11 protein-coding genes and 1 CRISPR repeat array are annotated in these 16,860 nt (G+C 45.2%); of the genes, 8 read left to right on the top strand and 3 right to left on the bottom strand.

Features of this window, described 5'->3' with window-relative positions:
* Positions 1-165: 165 nt before the first annotated feature.
* The gene (locus QUA80_RS07540; protein WP_333422875.1) at positions 166-951 is read right to left on the bottom strand and encodes a TIGR01548 family HAD-type hydrolase; all 786 of its coding nucleotides are present in this window, start codon (positions 949-951) and stop codon (positions 166-168) included.
* Between the two features lie 178 nt (positions 952-1,129).
* On the opposite strand from QUA80_RS07540, the gene QUA80_RS07535 reads away from it, so the two are divergent.
* From QUA80_RS07535 to obgE, 4 genes are all read left to right on the top strand, one after another.
* Positions 1,130-1,441, top strand: a complete 312-nt coding sequence (locus QUA80_RS07535) for a 30S ribosomal protein PSRP-3 (protein ID WP_293181450.1) — start codon at positions 1,130-1,132, stop codon at positions 1,439-1,441.
* Between the two features lie 399 nt (positions 1,442-1,840).
* Positions 1,841-2,914: a class I SAM-dependent methyltransferase gene (locus QUA80_RS07530; RefSeq protein WP_333422873.1), complete on the top strand. Its 1,074-nt coding sequence runs from the start codon at positions 1,841-1,843 to the stop codon at positions 2,912-2,914.
* Positions 2,915-3,419: 505 nt separating this feature from the next.
* A complete protein-coding gene (locus QUA80_RS07525; protein ID WP_333422871.1) occupies positions 3,420-4,310 on the top strand; it encodes a Mo-dependent nitrogenase C-terminal domain-containing protein in 891 nt (296 codons plus the stop codon).
* 554 nt (positions 4,311-4,864) lie between these two features.
* Entirely contained in the window at positions 4,865-5,905 is a 1,041-nt protein-coding gene (gene obgE, locus QUA80_RS07520) for a GTPase ObgE (protein WP_333422869.1), read from the top strand.
* Here the strand turns inward: obgE and QUA80_RS07515 are convergent.
* Positions 5,902-6,063, bottom strand: coding sequence for a hypothetical protein (locus QUA80_RS07515; RefSeq protein WP_333422867.1), 162 nt, complete (start codon positions 6,061-6,063; stop codon positions 5,902-5,904). The two genes, obgE and QUA80_RS07515, sit on opposite strands and share 4 nt — an antisense overlap.
* 112 nt (positions 6,064-6,175) lie before the next feature.
* Positions 6,176-12,366: a CRISPR direct-repeat array (repeat unit 37 nt; unit sequence GCCGCAATTAACCTAAATCCCTATCAGGGATTGAAAC).
* Positions 12,367-12,424: 58 nt separating this feature from the next.
* Here QUA80_RS07515 and QUA80_RS07510 point away from each other — a divergent pair.
* The 4 genes from QUA80_RS07510 (at position 12,425) to QUA80_RS07495 (ending at position 15,958) form a co-directional block, all read left to right on the top strand.
* Positions 12,425-12,601 (top strand): DUF2442 domain-containing protein, encoded by a 177-nt coding sequence (locus QUA80_RS07510; protein ID WP_333422898.1) that lies wholly within the window; start codon positions 12,425-12,427, stop codon positions 12,599-12,601.
* Positions 12,602-13,025: 424 nt separating this feature from the next.
* A complete protein-coding gene (locus QUA80_RS07505) occupies positions 13,026-13,931 on the top strand; it encodes a D-hexose-6-phosphate mutarotase (RefSeq protein WP_333422865.1) in 906 nt (301 codons plus the stop codon).
* Between the two features lie 220 nt (positions 13,932-14,151).
* Positions 14,152-15,678: a phosphomannomutase/phosphoglucomutase gene (locus QUA80_RS07500; RefSeq protein ID WP_333422863.1), complete on the top strand. Its 1,527-nt coding sequence runs from the start codon at positions 14,152-14,154 to the stop codon at positions 15,676-15,678.
* Positions 15,679-15,730: 52 nt separating this feature from the next.
* Positions 15,731-15,958, top strand: coding sequence for a hypothetical protein (locus QUA80_RS07495; RefSeq protein WP_333422861.1), 228 nt, complete (start codon positions 15,731-15,733; stop codon positions 15,956-15,958).
* A gap of 486 nt (positions 15,959-16,444) precedes the next feature.
* Here the strand turns inward: QUA80_RS07495 and QUA80_RS07490 are convergent, their stop codons facing one another.
* A complete protein-coding gene (locus QUA80_RS07490) occupies positions 16,445-16,846 on the bottom strand; it encodes a hypothetical protein (RefSeq protein WP_333422859.1) in 402 nt (133 codons plus the stop codon).
* Between the last annotated feature and the right edge of the window lie 14 nt (positions 16,847-16,860).

The raw sequence follows: 16,860 nt of genomic DNA, 5'->3' as shown, positions 1-16,860 counted from the left end.
GCGCACCCTACAGGCATTTTTTGTCAACAAAATAAGGTGCAGAATGCGTAGCCTACAGACTGATATCGTTTCCGGTGGGATGGGAACGATCGAGTCAAGGTCGCGCAATTCCACATTCCCCCACTCCCCATCATCAGGAGTGTTACCGGAATTGATATGACTGGCCTACTGAACTAATTCTCGAATCCGCGCAGCAGTCAACTCTTCGACATTCCTGAAAACCGCTGCTGCACCGGCATTTTTCAGCACCGCAGCATAAGCTTCGCAGCGCTCAGAATCATCCAAAACATGAGGTGGCAAAATTCCCGTCCCCAGCCAAACCCGATTTGGTTGCACTTCCCGCGCATTCACAACCGTGTAGATATCGGCAACAGTATCTCCCGCGTAAATTACGGGCAAATTTTTTTCTAAACCGTGCAGGTTTTCCAACTGTTCAATTGCCGCGAAAAGTCCAGCCGGATCGGGTTTTCCCGGTGCATCTTCCATCGCCACCAACACGGGGGAATTTAAACTCAGTTTCCCTGACAAAACATAAGCAGCTTCATCCCGCATCGCGCCGCTAAAAAAGCCCCAAACAATGCCCTCAACTGTTAAATTTTCCAGGTAAGCCGGACTTAACAACAGCGGTTCGGTACAAATGTAACCAGTCCAATTTTTCTCATCGGGCCCGCGATAGCGGCTTTGGAAAAAAGCCACTAATTCGTCATAGTTGAGAGCGAGTTGGTTTCTCGATCGCCCAATTCCCTCAAAATAACGGCAAACTAACTCGAAAGATGCCTGCCAGTCATTATTCCACACTCCCTCAGACTTCAGAGAGTCTATATCGAGAGAATTCGGGCGAAAAGCACCCGCCGTGAAATGTTCCACCGCATCCGCGATTGCCCGCCTGTAGGAACCGGACACATCCCGCACCACACCGTCAATGTCGAAGACTAAAATAACTCTGTTCACAACTTAACTATCCTTGTACCTAGGGCGGGTGAGAACCCAAATTTTATCTGTTCCCAGCCCCGATCGCAGCGCTCAAACTAGCCGCGCCACAAAACTTTTGACGGCCGATGACTCATTATCGAACAGAGTGTGCTACGCTTAGCGATTGTAGAAATTTTTAACAAGTTCGATCGGAACCCTGGAGGTTTGCTTGTCCAAGTTTATCTTAAAAGTTCTCTGGCTAGAAGAGAATGTTGCCCTCGCCGTTGACCAAGTTGTCGGCAAAGGAACTAGCCCGCTGACAGCTTACTTTTTCTGGCCCCGCAAGGATGCGTGGGAAGAACTCAAAAACGAACTCGAAGCCAAACATTGGATTGCTGACAACGATCGCGTCGAAGTCCTCAACCAAGCTACAGAAGTAATCAACTACTGGCAAGAGGAAGGCAGACGGCGCCCGATGACTGAAGCTCAGTCAAAGTTCCCCGAAGTGACTTTTACCGGCAGCAACTAAGCCCCGCTTTAAGTTGCTACCCATATAAATTGCCTGTTATGGCTGACGGGGGGAAGGAGAGAGGGGGAAAAGGGGAGAGGATTTGACGCTTTTTCCACCTCGCCGTGAAACATACAATTTAAATCCGCTACAGCTTACCTTGATACTAACTCCGATTTTCAGACCTACTCGGGTTTTGGGCTTGGTTGATGTGAGATTTGAGATTGGAATTTTATGCAAAATAAAGCTCTAAAATCTGATTTTCTACAATCTAAAAACACTAAGCAACGAAACCAAATAAATCTAAAATCGGCTTTTTTATACTTTTAAATTGTACAGTTAGCTCTCTCTCCAAAGACTTCCCTATGACTAATGACTAATGACTAATAACTAATAACTAATGACTTCTTCGCGGAATTTATGGGCGCCGAAAGCACGATCGACCAAACCGAACAGCTACCGCTGGTAGTAAATCCCGACATTCTCCAGCAAGCTATCCTCTACAAAATTAATACTCGCATAAACGCTCGCGGAGAATTAGTTTTCCCCTGTGTACCGGGAATGCTAAGCCACTATCTCAAAGCGGTAGAACAGCTATTTCGCACTCTCGACAGACCCCTGCCAGAAGAACGCAGAGACGAACTCAGCAAGCTTTTAGCCGGCAAGTTGGAACAAGGCTACCGCACCTCCACAGCATCGCTGCTGATCCTGCAATACGAATCAGTGCAGCCGCCGCAAACCGGTTTAGCTTGCAAAGTGATTGTTACTACCTCAACAATGGGAGAACAGTACAAAAGCTGGGTAGACACCAGAGAACCTCCGCTTTTCGGCTCTCATCCAGACGCAAAATTGATGGCAACGGCTGCTAAATTGGGTACACCCGATCGAGTGCGGATATTGGACGTGGGGGCTGGTACCGGCCGCAATACCTTACCGCTGGCGAGGTTGGGCTATTCTGTAGATGCGATCGAACTAACTCCAGCTTTTGCAGAACAATTGAAAGCAGCAGTAACAGCCGAACATCTTCCCGTGACAGTTATTGAAGGCGATGTGCTCGACCCGTTAATGCGGATGAAACCTGCCCGCTACCAGTTGGCAGTTGCCGCCGAAGTTATCTCGCATTTTCGAGACAGCGATCAAGTACGGCTTTTCCTGGCTAAAATGTGCGATTCCCTGTGTCCCGGAGGCCTGTTGCTGTTCAGCACGTTTTTAACCGTAGGCGACTACCAGCCAGATGCCCTGGTGCGACAAGTTGCCCAACTCTCTTGGTCTACTTTATTTACCCCCCAAGAACTCGCCACCGCAATGGAAGGGTTGCCGCTAGTCCAAATATCCGACGAATTGGTGTTTGAGTACGAACGCCGCCACCTGCCAGAAGGAGCCTGGCCGCCGACGCCCTGGTTTCCCAGTTGGGCCACCGGTCGAGATGTCTTCCCAATGGCAAACGGACGCCCGCCAATGGAATTGCGCTGGATTTTGTGCCGCCGCAGTTAAAAAAATCAGTCATTCGATTTTAGATTTTCGATTTTAGATTTTCGATTGACTTGCGCGAGATAAATTACGTGGCGGGTACCATCAAGAAATTCTTGGTCATTTAGAGACGGTCACAGCAATTGCAACCCTTGAACGGCGGTAACAGTTGCATCAGCTCTTTTTTTTTCCAAGTCATAAAGCCGGCTCGGTGTTAATATTGCCCAGCCTGCACACAAAAATTTACAAAAATATATATTAAGATGTAAAGAGAGCGAAGTTCGATCGCCCCTGGGTGAGAAACCCAGTGTCTGATTAGATCCAACGCTTGCAAACGTTTGATTGCTTGCGAAAAATTGGGCTGCTCAGGGCAATCGGGCTTGAATAAAATTCGATCGCTCTCTCTATCGGTGCACCTAGAGTTAAGATGAATCAAACAAACCTATTCCTCCAGATAGATGACATTTTAGGGGAAAAGGATGACCTAATAGATTAGCTCGCTAGTTAGCGATGCTTCTGAGACAAAAATATGCTTTTAACACGTCCACTACAAGCGTTTCGAGCAATCTTCAGGCACCAACCTTCAACAAATAGATTGAGCGAACAAAAAAGCAGTAAAAATTATTGGGAGGGGAATATTTATCCCGCTGTAAACGAACAAATTGACTGGTATATCCAACTGGAAATGCTCATGAGTAACGCGAAATCTTCCTGCACCAATGAAGAGATTACTGTTTGGCTGCGCGGATTGCTGACAATTGCTTGGGCAGACGGCAACTTCGACGAAGACGAACAAACAATGATTGCGAATCTAACTCAGGATGAACTACATCCGATATCTTTTGAGGAGGCTTTTGAACCCATTGCCCCAGAGGAACTAGCTGCTGTTTTAGGGCAAAGCACAGCCAAAGGCGAGGATTTTTTGAGGACAGCAGTAATGGTAGCCTTGGCAGACGGTACATACTCGCTCTCGGAAGACGAGGTAATCTACAAGTTTTGCACGGCTTTAGGTCAGAATGTAGAAGCGATAGAAGCTTTGCGACACACCATCGAAGACAGCAAGTGCGAGCCGCAGGGGCCCAGCAGCCAAATAGTCTTTGATGCGAATGTCGCCCCCGTCGCCGCAACACCGCTTTCATCTGGACTACCTCAACCTCACCACAAAAATGTCCTGCAACCAGTCAAAGACTGGCTTGACGCCTGGGACGTTCACGACCCGAGAGTAGCACACTTTGTCTGCAAAATGATTCCGCCGCAGTGTCCGTTTGAGCGAGATGTCGTGTTATTCGGACGCAAAATCGTGCACATTCCGGCGATGTGCAAGATTAACCCGCTTTACGAACAGTTGGTGGGGATGCGCTTTCGAGCTCTCTGCTATTTGGCAGATGAATGTAAGGAAGATGTATCGATATATTGTTAGTTGTCAGTTGTCAGTTGTCAGTTGTCATTCTTGTGAAATCTGGGATTAATGACTGTCACTATTAACCAATGACTACTAATTAGTCCAAAATGCAAAAACCGGGTTTTTCTAGGATAAAACATCGTTACATCCATCCCCGCTAGTAGAAAAAGCCAGTAGAAAAACCCGGTTTATTCAGTTTTTGTGGGTAATTCTTGCTAATATCAAATCTGCTTTGATAATACTAATTCAATAAAAGCTGTGGTAATATCCTCAAGCTTATACAAATTATTAAAAATCGCAGGTTGAGGAGCCGGAGACGGCAGTGCCGTTTCCATACAGATGCTCGGGTACAATTTCTCGCTCTGCACTACTTTTTAGTATTGGTATAATTATATTTTTCCGGCAACTGTAAATCGCCACTAAACTTGGCTGTCGTCCGCCGACCCGGACTAAACAAAAAGAGAAAGACGGTATTTGGATCTGGTATCATAATAACTACTGACGAATGACTAATGACAACTGATAACTGACAACTGACAACTGATAACTGAGTATTGACTGCTGACTAAATTATGCAATTTATCGATCGCGCAGATATTCAAGTCGCAGCCGGCAAAGGCGGCGACGGTATGGTAGCTTTTCGCAGAGAAAAGTATGTACCGGCGGGCGGGCCCAGCGGCGGCACCGGCGGGAGGGGTGGTTCTGTGTTTATGGTAGCGGTGGAAAGCCTGCAAACGCTGCTAGATTTTCAGTACAACCGGATTTTTAAAGCCGAAGACGGGAAGCGCGGCGCGCCGAAGAATATGACAGGGGCTTCTGGGGACGATCGCACGATCGAAGTTCCCTGCGGTACAGTTGTTTACGACGCGGAAACTCAGGCAATCTTAGCAGATTTAGTAACGCCCGGACAGACTTTTTGCGTGGCAAAAGGCGGCAAAGGCGGTTTGGGAAATAAGTGTTTTCTGACCAATTCTAACCGGGCTCCAGATTATGCGATGCCGGGAAAAGAAGGAGAACACAAATTTTTGCGTTTGGAATTGAAGCTATTAGCTGAAGTGGGAATTCTCGGGATGCCGAATGCTGGCAAATCCACCTTAATTTCAGCTTTGTCTGCTGCTCGGCCTAAAATAGCTGATTATCCGTTTACAACTTTAGTCCCGAATTTGGGCGTAGTCAGAAAACCGACTGGCGACGGTACGGTGTTTGCAGATATTCCGGGATTGATTGAAGGAGCACACGAGGGTGCGGGTTTGGGTTACGAGTTTTTGCGGCACATTGAGCGGACTCGATTGCTGCTGCACTTGATTGATATTACGGATGAAGATCCGATCGCCAATTATGTCACTATTCAGGAAGAATTGAAGGCTTACAGGCGTGGTTTAGCCGATAAACCGCAGATTTTGGCTTTTAATAAGGTAGATGCGATCGATCTCGAAAGCGAAGAAATCGGTAATTTAATCAGCCGACTTAAAGAAATCAGCGGTGTTCCGATTTTGTTGATTTCCGCCGTGAGTGGAGTTGGGTTGGATGAATTGATGCAGCAAGTTTGGCAGAAACTCGACGAGATGAACGAGAAAGAGGCGGCGGAAGAGTTAGCAGTCGCGAGTGTTTAATCGCTTTCCGGTTCGTGGAATTTCCGTGAATGGGTAGGTGTTTTTTTGAGGGGGTCAAATCTTTCGGCTGTATGGCTGGTGGGGCAAGGGTTTGAGCCTCTCTGCTTGAAAAATCGATTCACGGAAACGTTGGAAGTCTTGCTGAGTATGGGTTTCATGGTTGTTGTAGTTTGTGTCTCTTGACAAGGCGGTGGCTGAAATGATATTTTATGGATGGTTCACGGAACAGTACCTTGAAAACTAAATACTGTAAGGCTTCTGACACGGGCGGCCGCAATTAACCTAAATCCCTATCAGGGATTGAAACTTTACGGGGAATTTGTCAACCTCAAGAAATCTGGCAACGCCGCAATTAACCTAAATCCCTATCAGGGATTGAAACTGAGCCACAGCTTGCGGTAATTGATTGTAGACAGAGCGGAAGCCGCAATTAACCTAAATCCCTATCAGGGATTGAAACTCAAGACGGAATTAAAACCTAATAACAGACAGGTGCCGCAATTAACCTAAATCCCTATCAGGGATTGAAACTTTCCCGAACCCGACGCGCCAGACAGCGCCAGCCGGATTTTAAGCCGCAATTAACCTAAATCCCTATCAGGGATTGAAACAACAATTAGCTATTAGTAGAAATATGCCAGCGCCTAGCCGCAATTAACCTAAATCCCTATCAGGGATTGAAACCAGGGCTAAAAACAGAGTCCGCCAAGAAATTGGAGCCGCAATTAACCTAAATCCCTATCAGGGATTGAAACAGAGGTTTGTACATAAGCGCCAGAAATATCAATTCTGGGCCGCAATTAACCTAAATCCCTATCAGGGATTGAAACGCATATGCAGAGATGGAACTGCTCAAAGAAACCGAGGCCGCAATTAACCTAAATCCCTATCAGGGATTGAAACGATAGTTTGAGTTGCGCCTGCACCAAGAAGTTCAGCCGCAATTAACCTAAATCCCTATCAGGGATTGAAACGGCTTGGGTAACGGGCGATCGGTACTGCCAGATATGGCCGCAATTAACCTAAATCCCTATCAGGGATTGAAACTTTTCCTGTGTTTCCAAATGGGATTGCAAAGCTTATCCCGCCGCAATTAACCTAAATCCCTATCAGGGATTGAAACGACAGTTGCGCGTGTAGGATTGCGCGCCCCCCTTGAGCCGCAATTAACCTAAATCCCTATCAGGGATTGAAACGAAGCTGCACCAGGGAATGATTTACCCAGCGAACCAATTGCCGCAATTAACCTAAATCCCTATCAGGGATTGAAACTAGACAGGTCAACGGTTAGAGGAATTTGTTTTGACAAGTCTAGCCGCAATTAACCTAAATCCCTATCAGGGATTGAAACCATGCTATTAACATATTAGTTTATGGAGATAGATTAACTAAAGCCGCAATTAACCTAAATCCCTATCAGGGATTGAAACAAAAACTCTACTGATTAAAGTATTCCTGAGTAGAGTAATAGGCCGCAATTAACCTAAATCCCTATCAGGGATTGAAACCCGTAACCTTCTATCTCTTCCTCCACAAAAAAGTCTTGCCGCAATTAACCTAAATCCCTATCAGGGATTGAAACAAGTAGTTCACTCTCTACTACTACTTCTATTCGATAGATCATGCCGCAATTAACCTAAATCCCTATCAGGGATTGAAACAGAATGAGCTCGGCTTCCTGCTGTCTTTGCTGCTGCGAGCCGCAATTAACCTAAATCCCTATCAGGGATTGAAACCCCCTCATTCGATTTTTTAGCGACGCCAACACTATTGCCGCAATTAACCTAAATCCCTATCAGGGATTGAAACACTCGACGTACCTGGAAAGACAACCACGCCGAGAAATTCATTAAGCCGCAATTAACCTAAATCCCTATCAGGGATTGAAACAAAAGCTTTGCTCGATTTGGGTATGGAATGGGGATGCCGCAATTAACCTAAATCCCTATCAGGGATTGAAACTTAGAAAAGTAAACTAATGGAACCAGCGCGATCGGCCGCAATTAACCTAAATCCCTATCAGGGATTGAAACGTGCATGAAGCTGGGGATTTTAAATAGCAAGCTCTATCGCCGCAATTAACCTAAATCCCTATCAGGGATTGAAACCTGCGGCGATAAATGTCGGGCCGAACACGATCATTAGCCGCAATTAACCTAAATCCCTATCAGGGATTGAAACTTTAATTCCCCGTCCGGGATTAGTCCGATGGGAGGATAATCCCCTTCGCCGCAATTAACCTAAATCCCTATCAGGGATTGAAACAGTTGGCAGTCGCAGGATAAAGCGTACTCTTTCCGCCGCAATTAACCTAAATCCCTATCAGGGATTGAAACCTACTTACGCAAGCGCATTTTCTACTTACATACAATCTAGCCGCAATTAACCTAAATCCCTATCAGGGATTGAAACCAATTAACCAAGTAGCCCCACTCGCTCTCGCTTGGATGCCAGGCCGCAATTAACCTAAATCCCTATCAGGGATTGAAACGAAATTTTTGCCAGCGATCGCTCTCGCGACTGCCAGGCGGGCCGCAATTAACCTAAATCCCTATCAGGGATTGAAACTTTGGAATAGTCATCCCACCATTTATCGAAGTCAGCCGCAATTAACCTAAATCCCTATCAGGGATTGAAACATCAGAGGCAAAGAAAATGCTATTTATTCTTATTTGCCGCAATTAACCTAAATCCCTATCAGGGATTGAAACTTGTGGCGTTGATATACCCATCAGCCGATCGTAACTCGCCGCAATTAACCTAAATCCCTATCAGGGATTGAAACCCAGTTGACATCTTTTTGTTCGCCTCGAATTAACTCCAGCCGCAATTAACCTAAATCCCTATCAGGGATTGAAACGCGCCAGCACCAAACAGTTCGGTGAGATTTTTATTTATTGGCCGCAATTAACCTAAATCCCTATCAGGGATTGAAACGGAAACCCGCTGAAATAAGCGGCAGTTCCTGTTAGGGCAAGCCGCAATTAACCTAAATCCCTATCAGGGATTGAAACGCATCAGCAGGAATGATGTATTCAGAGATAATTGGCCGCAATTAACCTAAATCCCTATCAGGGATTGAAACTCCACAGGCATTTTCTTCTACGCTGCGTCCCAGCGCATTGAGCCGCAATTAACCTAAATCCCTATCAGGGATTGAAACCGAGAAAAACTTGGCAACGCGCAACGAAATGCGGCTCGCTAGCCGCAATTAACCTAAATCCCTATCAGGGATTGAAACTTACCCTCTGGCCACGTCCATGCCTCTTTTTCCGCAGCCGCAATTAACCTAAATCCCTATCAGGGATTGAAACGTTAAATTCTTACTCACTACCGAACAAGGGCGGCAACTCAGCCGCAATTAACCTAAATCCCTATCAGGGATTGAAACAGGAGTGGCGGGCAAAGTTCCGAAATCGAACCATCGAGCCGCAATTAACCTAAATCCCTATCAGGGATTGAAACCAGAAAGTGGGCGCGAAATAACGTGCGGACAGGGGTTAAGTCGATAGAGCCGCAATTAACCTAAATCCCTATCAGGGATTGAAACAGCCCGGATCGCACACCACTAAAGCAGGTGCCGCCATGCCGCAATTAACCTAAATCCCTATCAGGGATTGAAACTGAAATTCCCATCCTCACACCTTCGTCCCTTAAGCCGCAATTAACCTAAATCCCTATCAGGGATTGAAACACTTTAGCTCAATCTTACATTTTGTTCGATCCCAAGCCGCAATTAACCTAAATCCCTATCAGGGATTGAAACTTTATACAATCTAGGATCTTCTAAAACTACTTTAGCCGCAATTAACCTAAATCCCTATCAGGGATTGAAACATCGCAGTACCCAGCCATTTCCAAGTCCCTTTAACGCCGCAATTAACCTAAATCCCTATCAGGGATTGAAACGGCGCTAAATTTGAAGAGTTCAGAAAAGATATACGCCGCAATTAACCTAAATCCCTATCAGGGATTGAAACTCGGAGCTAGTGAAATTATTACTAATAATTTACAGCTCTGAGCCGCAATTAACCTAAATCCCTATCAGGGATTGAAACAGAACAGTGCGCCAGTAAAATGACAAAATGGCTGCGCCGCAATTAACCTAAATCCCTATCAGGGATTGAAACTTTGTGGATTACACTTAATAGTTTATAGGCATCCAAGGATGAGCCGCAATTAACCTAAATCCCTATCAGGGATTGAAACTTATTTGATGAAGCTGCTATTTTTTTGGGTGATTCTGTTGCCGCAATTAACCTAAATCCCTATCAGGGATTGAAACTTTAGCCTGACGGCGCGTGATAAGCCCGTCAAGTCTTTGCCGCAATTAACCTAAATCCCTATCAGGGATTGAAACTTGAATGTTGCCGCGCAAGGATTCTTAAATCAAGCCGAGGCGATCGCGGCCGCAATTAACCTAAATCCCTATCAGGGATTGAAACAACTGTTGTAATCGATAATAAGGTACATAATTAGAGCCGCAATTAACCTAAATCCCTATCAGGGATTGAAACCCACCTTACCCAGCATCACCAGTCGGATAAGCCTAGCCGCAATTAACCTAAATCCCTATCAGGGATTGAAACAAATATCAATAAAAGGTGCTGAGGCAGGGATTAATATAGGCGGGCCGCAATTAACCTAAATCCCTATCAGGGATTGAAACATTAGTAAGACCTTACAAACCCCCAAAAACTTAGCCGCAATTAACCTAAATCCCTATCAGGGATTGAAACTGGTGCGATGCCTACTTCAATTTTCGCCCCAGCAAGCCGCAATTAACCTAAATCCCTATCAGGGATTGAAACTTCGGAATGCTGCCAAGTAGCCGATCGCATTGTATGCCGCAATTAACCTAAATCCCTATCAGGGATTGAAACTGACTGCTTTGCTGGTGAGGTGCGCCCCAATCATCCCGCCGCAATTAACCTAAATCCCTATCAGGGATTGAAACGACCAATGCTAAAGCTATTGATCTTTCTTCAGTATTGCCGCAATTAACCTAAATCCCTATCAGGGATTGAAACAGCTAAATAGCAGTACCACTGACTGCCACTGCGTTCTCGCCGCAATTAACCTAAATCCCTATCAGGGATTGAAACTCGAGAAATAATTTTATTTTTTAAAAAAGGTAGCGGCGACTGCCGCAATTAACCTAAATCCCTATCAGGGATTGAAACGAACAGCAGCAAGATCCTTACGCAGAAGATATTGCCGCAATTAACCTAAATCCCTATCAGGGATTGAAACCCGTCAGCAAGCGGCGATCGAACTCGAACGCCAAAAGCCGCAATTAACCTAAATCCCTATCAGGGATTGAAACTATTTCCCTATCGTAATAGTGATTCTTACAGGTAAAGCCTGCCGCAATTAACCTAAATCCCTATCAGGGATTGAAACGATGCTTTAGTTGCTATTACTACAAAAAATCTTATGCGCCGCAATTAACCTAAATCCCTATCAGGGATTGAAACTTTAATTTTGACTTTAACCGGCCAATATCCGCGATGTTTGTGCCGCAATTAACCTAAATCCCTATCAGGGATTGAAACCGGCTATTGGTAAAATACGTTCTAAGCGATTTCCCATTTCGAGCCGCAATTAACCTAAATCCCTATCAGGGATTGAAACTTTGCAGCTCGCTTGACAGATTCTTCTTGATGGTTCTCGCCGCAATTAACCTAAATCCCTATCAGGGATTGAAACTTATCAATCTTTTTATCTCGTTCAAATTGTTGAGCGGCCGCAATTAACCTAAATCCCTATCAGGGATTGAAACTGCAAAAACTAGCCAAAGATTTTCTGTCCCAAATTTTTGAGCCGCAATTAACCTAAATCCCTATCAGGGATTGAAACGCCAAATCTCTAATCGCGATCCACCGAGAAATTTTAGGCCGCAATTAACCTAAATCCCTATCAGGGATTGAAACAATCTCAGGGCTTACCCTCTGGCTGGCTCCCCCTTTCAGCCGCAATTAACCTAAATCCCTATCAGGGATTGAAACTTTCTGGGCAATTATTGCCGAGTTGTTAGCCTTGAGCCGAGCCGCAATTAACCTAAATCCCTATCAGGGATTGAAACCCGATCGAAGTAAACCACGTACCGCCATTGAAGCTCGTGCCGCAATTAACCTAAATCCCTATCAGGGATTGAAACGGGAAAAATCGCCAAAAGCCAAGCAGAAAGGGACGGGCCGCAATTAACCTAACTCCCTATCAGGGATTGAAACTTAAGCCATCAATTAATCTATCCAATTCCTCTAAGCTCACGCTGCAATTAACCTAACTCCCTATCAGGGATTGAAACTACTCAATTAGTTGGGATTCGTCGAAATCTAGCCAACCTGCGCCGCAATTAACCTAACTCCCTATCAGGGATTGAAACACTTGGTAGCGCTTGAAGGCCACTTCTTTTGCCCATGCCGCAATTAACCTAACTCCCTATCAGGGATTGAAATTGGATTCACGATCCAAAAACTTGGGAAATTACACTCGATAGTAAAAGAAAATTAGCAAATTTTATTCAGGCTTGGTATCAGTATTTGGGCAATTCAAACGGATGAGAGACTTAAGCAACTCAATTTTACCAAAGACACAATTAGCCTCGATTTGATAGATGGGCAAACCATGACCGTACCTCTACTTTCGTATCCCCGATCGCAGAATGCGACACCCGTACAGCGGCAGAAGTAGCAAGTATGCGGCGCTGGCTAAGGCATCCATTGGTAAGAAATAAACGAAGACCTCAGAATGGAAAATAATTACCTGAGTTTCAAAGCTCTTGTTTGCACTTAAATCAACAACCTTTTAGCGCTTTGCTTAATCGTATTATCTGGGTAGATTTTGAAAGTCAATGATTCGGGCTACTGGTATGGCATCTACGGTAATCAACAGTAACAAATTGCATAAAATCGATTGATGTGAAGACGTGAAGCTAGCATTAATCATGTGCTAATTCAAGAGTCGGAACGGAAGTTCGATCGCACGCAACACACATCATTCTCCACATCACCACTGTGTTAACCGATCGCACCCTCCCAGGTCAAACTCAACTATACAAAAAAATCTAGCCACCATAATATCGGATAATTGTGAAGCAATTAACCAGGCAAACAGCATGAGTATTGACCAATTAAACACAGACTACGGCATTGCCGGCCACCTCACCTTCGCCACCGGAAACGGCGGTTTCCCGATGATTCACATCGACAACGGCCAAGCCAAAGCTTTAATTTCTGTGTATGCCGGCCAAGTGCTCTCCTTCCAACCAGCCACCGAAACCGCAGACTTGATGTTCGTCAGCGAAAAAGCCTACTACGCCGAAGGTAAAGCCATCAAAGGCGGTATACCCATCTGTTGGCCCTGGTTTGGCCCAGATCCCGAAGCCTTGGGGCGTCCCAGTCATGGGTTTGTGCGGAATCGCCTCTGGAATGTCGTCAACACCGCCACAACCCCAGACGGCGCAACCAAAGTCACTCTAGGGCTCAAAGATACCGATGAAACAAGAGCAATTTGGCCCCAAACCTTTGAACTGGCGATCGCAATTACGATCGGTACCAGCCTCACTGTAGAATTAATCACGCGCAATCTAGGTGACAAAGCCTTTCCCCTCACGCAAGCTTTGCACACCTATTTCCAAGTCGGCGATATCAACCGCGTGCAGGTTTTGGGTTTAGAAAATAGCCAGTATCTTGATAAAGTTGATGGTGGTGTAGAAAAAACTCAAGGAGGTCCAGTAGTAGTAACAGGTGAAGTCGATCGCATTTATCTCGATGTCTCCAATGAATTAGTCATTGACGATAGCGCCCTCAATCGTCGGATTCGCATTAAATCATCTGGTAGCAAATCCACCGTAGTGTGGAATCCCTGGGTGACAATTTCTGCAAACATGGCCGACCTTGATGATGCAGATTACCAGCACTTTCTCTGCGTAGAAACGACAAATGCGGCTACAGATACTGTCGAAGTTCCCGGTCACGGTGAGTTCCGATTGCAGGCAATTTACAGCGTTGAACGCGACTGAGGAATGAGAACTCAATCTCAGCGGTGATGGGGCAAAATTTCAGATAATTGGATTCAAAAACTCTATCACCATAACCCATAATAGCGAATCCGAGATTTCTACCGTCTTGATTTATTAGTCCGCGCGGGCGAAGCCTGGTAAGCTTAGGCGAACGTTGTTTGTATCGGTTTCAACTGCCGGTGTCTCTTTACTTTCTACCTTCTAATTACCATCAACTATCATGCAAAACTTCAACTGGACAAAACTTCAAAATGGCTCGGATATTCGCGGGATCGCCCTCGAAGGAGTTCCCGGCGAAAAAGTCAACCTAACGCCGGAAATTGCCACAATCTTAGGTAAATCCTTTGTCAGTTGGCTGGTGCAAAAAGTCAACAAACCCGCCGCAGAATTAACGATCGCGATCGGGCGTGACAGCCGCCTATCAGGGCCAACCTTAATGCAATCAGTCACGGACGGGATCGCCTCAGTTGGTTCAACAGTTTACGATTTTGAAATGGCTTCAACCCCCGCCATGTTTATGAGTACCATAACCCCTGGTTTTGATTGCGACGGCGCGATTATGCTCACTGCTAGCCATTTGCCATTCAATCGCAACGGCTTAAAGTTTTTCACCGCCAAAGGTGGCTTACAAAAACAAGATATTACCGATATATTAACACTAGCTGCTACCAATGAATTTCAGTCAGCGGCAGCGCCCGGTAAAATTATCAAAAATGATTTTATCTCAGTTTACGCTCACCAATTTGTCACAAAAATTCGGGAAGCAGTCAATCATCCCGATAACTTTGAGCAGCCTCTGACAGGGTTAAAAATTGTTGTGGATGCGGGGAATGGTGCTGGCGGATTTTATGTCGATCGCGTTTTAAAACCTTTAGGTGCAGACACCACAGGGAGTCAGTTTTTAGAACCCGATGGCACTTTCCCCAATCATGTGCCCAATCCCGAAGATAAACAGGCAATGCAGTCAATTTGTCAAGCGGTAATTGAACATCAAGCTGATTTTGGGATTATTTTTGATACCGATGTCGATCGCAGTGCAGCAGTGGATGGAGTCGGCAATGAACTTAATCGCAATCGCTTAATTGCTTTGATTTCTGCGATCGTATTACAAGAGCACCCTGGCTCTACCATTGTCACCGATTCTATCACCTCCGATGGCTTAACGCAATTCATCGAACAGGATTTAAAAGGAATTCACCACCGCTTTAAACGCGGCTACAAAAATGTGATTGACGAGTCGATTCGCCTCAATGAAGCCGGACTGGAATCATGGCTAGCCATTGAAACCTCGGGCCATGCAGCTTTAAAAGAAAATTACTTTCTAGATGATGGCGCTTACTTGGTCAGTAAATTATTGATTGAGTTGGCTAAATCAAAGCTGGTCAATCAATCTTTGCCGGATTTAATTGCGAATTTGAAAGAACCGGAAGAAAGTGCAGAATTTCGGATTAAAATTGGTGTAGATGATTTCAAAGCGCACGGCGATCGGGTTCTCGAACAACTGCAACAATTTGTGTCAATGCAAGCAGACTGGAAAATCGTTCCGAAAAACTATGAAGGTCTGCGAATTTCCTGCACGTCAGCTAGCGAATCCGGCTGGTTTCTGTTACGCTTATCACTACACGATCCGGTGATGCCTTTGAATGTTGAGTCTAATGTTAAGGGTGGTGTCGCTCGCATAGTGACTCGGCTTTTAGCTTTTTTCCAAACAACAGAAAACCTGGATTTATCGGCACTGTCGAGGTAAGCTTCACTCTAGACTATTAGTTAGTAAACCAAACCGTAGGAGGAATTCGATCGTGTGGCTTTTAATCATTAAATGTTCTGCAGCAAGCTGGGATATCCATTCCAAAGCTTTCAAAGCGATTGCTGCCAAGTATCCGGCTACTCCTCTTGCTTCCAAAAAGATGAAAGCCGATGGTCAACGCATCATGGAATATCAACTGGAAAACGTCAATGACGTAGAAGAGTTTATGGAAGAGTGCTTGACCTTAGATGGTTTCACCGCCTCTTTTGAATCACTATAAATAGAGGTCAATCGATTTTAGATTTTAGATTTTAGATTTTAGATTAAAGAATTGAAGCATTCACCCCAGGAATAAATTCGGGGGCTCCTTTATCGGATACAGGTTTTTTATTTCTGGGTCCTGAGTGTGTGAAGGAATGAATCCGGGGGCTTGTATCCTGGATGCTTTCGGTCACAAGACTCTAGCAATGCTCAATCTGTATTTCCTAGCCTTTGAGAATGAAGAATGGGGAATTAATCGTGAGGTAATAGCGGGGAGATTTGATCCAGTTTTATGAATTTGGAAAACTGCTATTAAATCTCAATGCAGAACAGCTTGTTTGTTACACGGATTTTTTGCGGGCAGGAATAGTTGGAACAGTTTGTATAGTGCAGGCTACAACTCTTGATAGTTCGTTGACAGTTCGATCGCCTGTTAGCGCAGCTTGCACGAGACGATCGCCCAAAATCATGCTACAATTGGCGATCGAGACTGTCCAAAGCGTTGTTAAAGTGGGTTTGAGTTGCGAATTGGCCCGTTGTAATCGACTGTTACCCTCCCCTCTTGGGAAACAGTAACAACCGTCTCTACCGTATAGACCGACGAACCGGGTCTGTAACCTTTAAAAGTAAATGTCCAAGTACCATTGCCATTGTCTACAAAAGGCGATTGGGCCGAAACACCGTGCATCGCAGCTTCGGCTCGATACTGCCCCAAACCTCCATTAGCAATTTCTGCTGCTTGACGGGCTAAGTTTTTCGCCCGATTGAGTTCGATATTGTTGGAAATAACAGTAATTTCGTTGAGTTGAGTTTGAGGAGAACCAACGGGATTGCTCAACGCGGGGAAGATTCCAACACCTAAAGTTGAGAGCGCTAGCAAACAAGCAAGTCGGATGTTTAGTTTCATAATACAAGCTGATT

The sequence above is a fragment of the Microcoleus sp. F4-D5 genome, from assembly GCF_036704885.1.
GTDB lineage: Bacteria > Cyanobacteriota > Cyanobacteriia > Cyanobacteriales > Microcoleaceae > Microcoleus.
The sequence above is the reverse complement of the archived record's forward strand: the minus strand, read 5'-3'. Positions and strand labels throughout refer to the sequence as shown.

Coding starts and splice junctions, on each gene's coding strand:
- QUA80_RS07530 (WP_333422873.1), top strand. CDS start 1,841: ATGGGCGCCGAAAGCACGATCGACCAAACCGAACAGCTACCGCTGGTA.
- QUA80_RS07525 (WP_333422871.1), top strand. CDS start 3,420: ATGCTTTTAACACGTCCACTACAAGCGTTTCGAGCAATCTTCAGGCAC.
- obgE (WP_333422869.1), top strand. CDS start 4,865: ATGCAATTTATCGATCGCGCAGATATTCAAGTCGCAGCCGGCAAAGGC.
- QUA80_RS07515 (WP_333422867.1), bottom strand. CDS start 6,063: ATGAAACCCATACTCAGCAAGACTTCCAACGTTTCCGTGAATCGATTT.
- QUA80_RS07505 (WP_333422865.1), top strand. CDS start 13,026: ATGAGTATTGACCAATTAAACACAGACTACGGCATTGCCGGCCACCTC.
- QUA80_RS07500 (WP_333422863.1), top strand. CDS start 14,152: ATGCAAAACTTCAACTGGACAAAACTTCAAAATGGCTCGGATATTCGC.
- QUA80_RS07490 (WP_333422859.1), bottom strand. CDS start 16,846: ATGAAACTAAACATCCGACTTGCTTGTTTGCTAGCGCTCTCAACTTTA.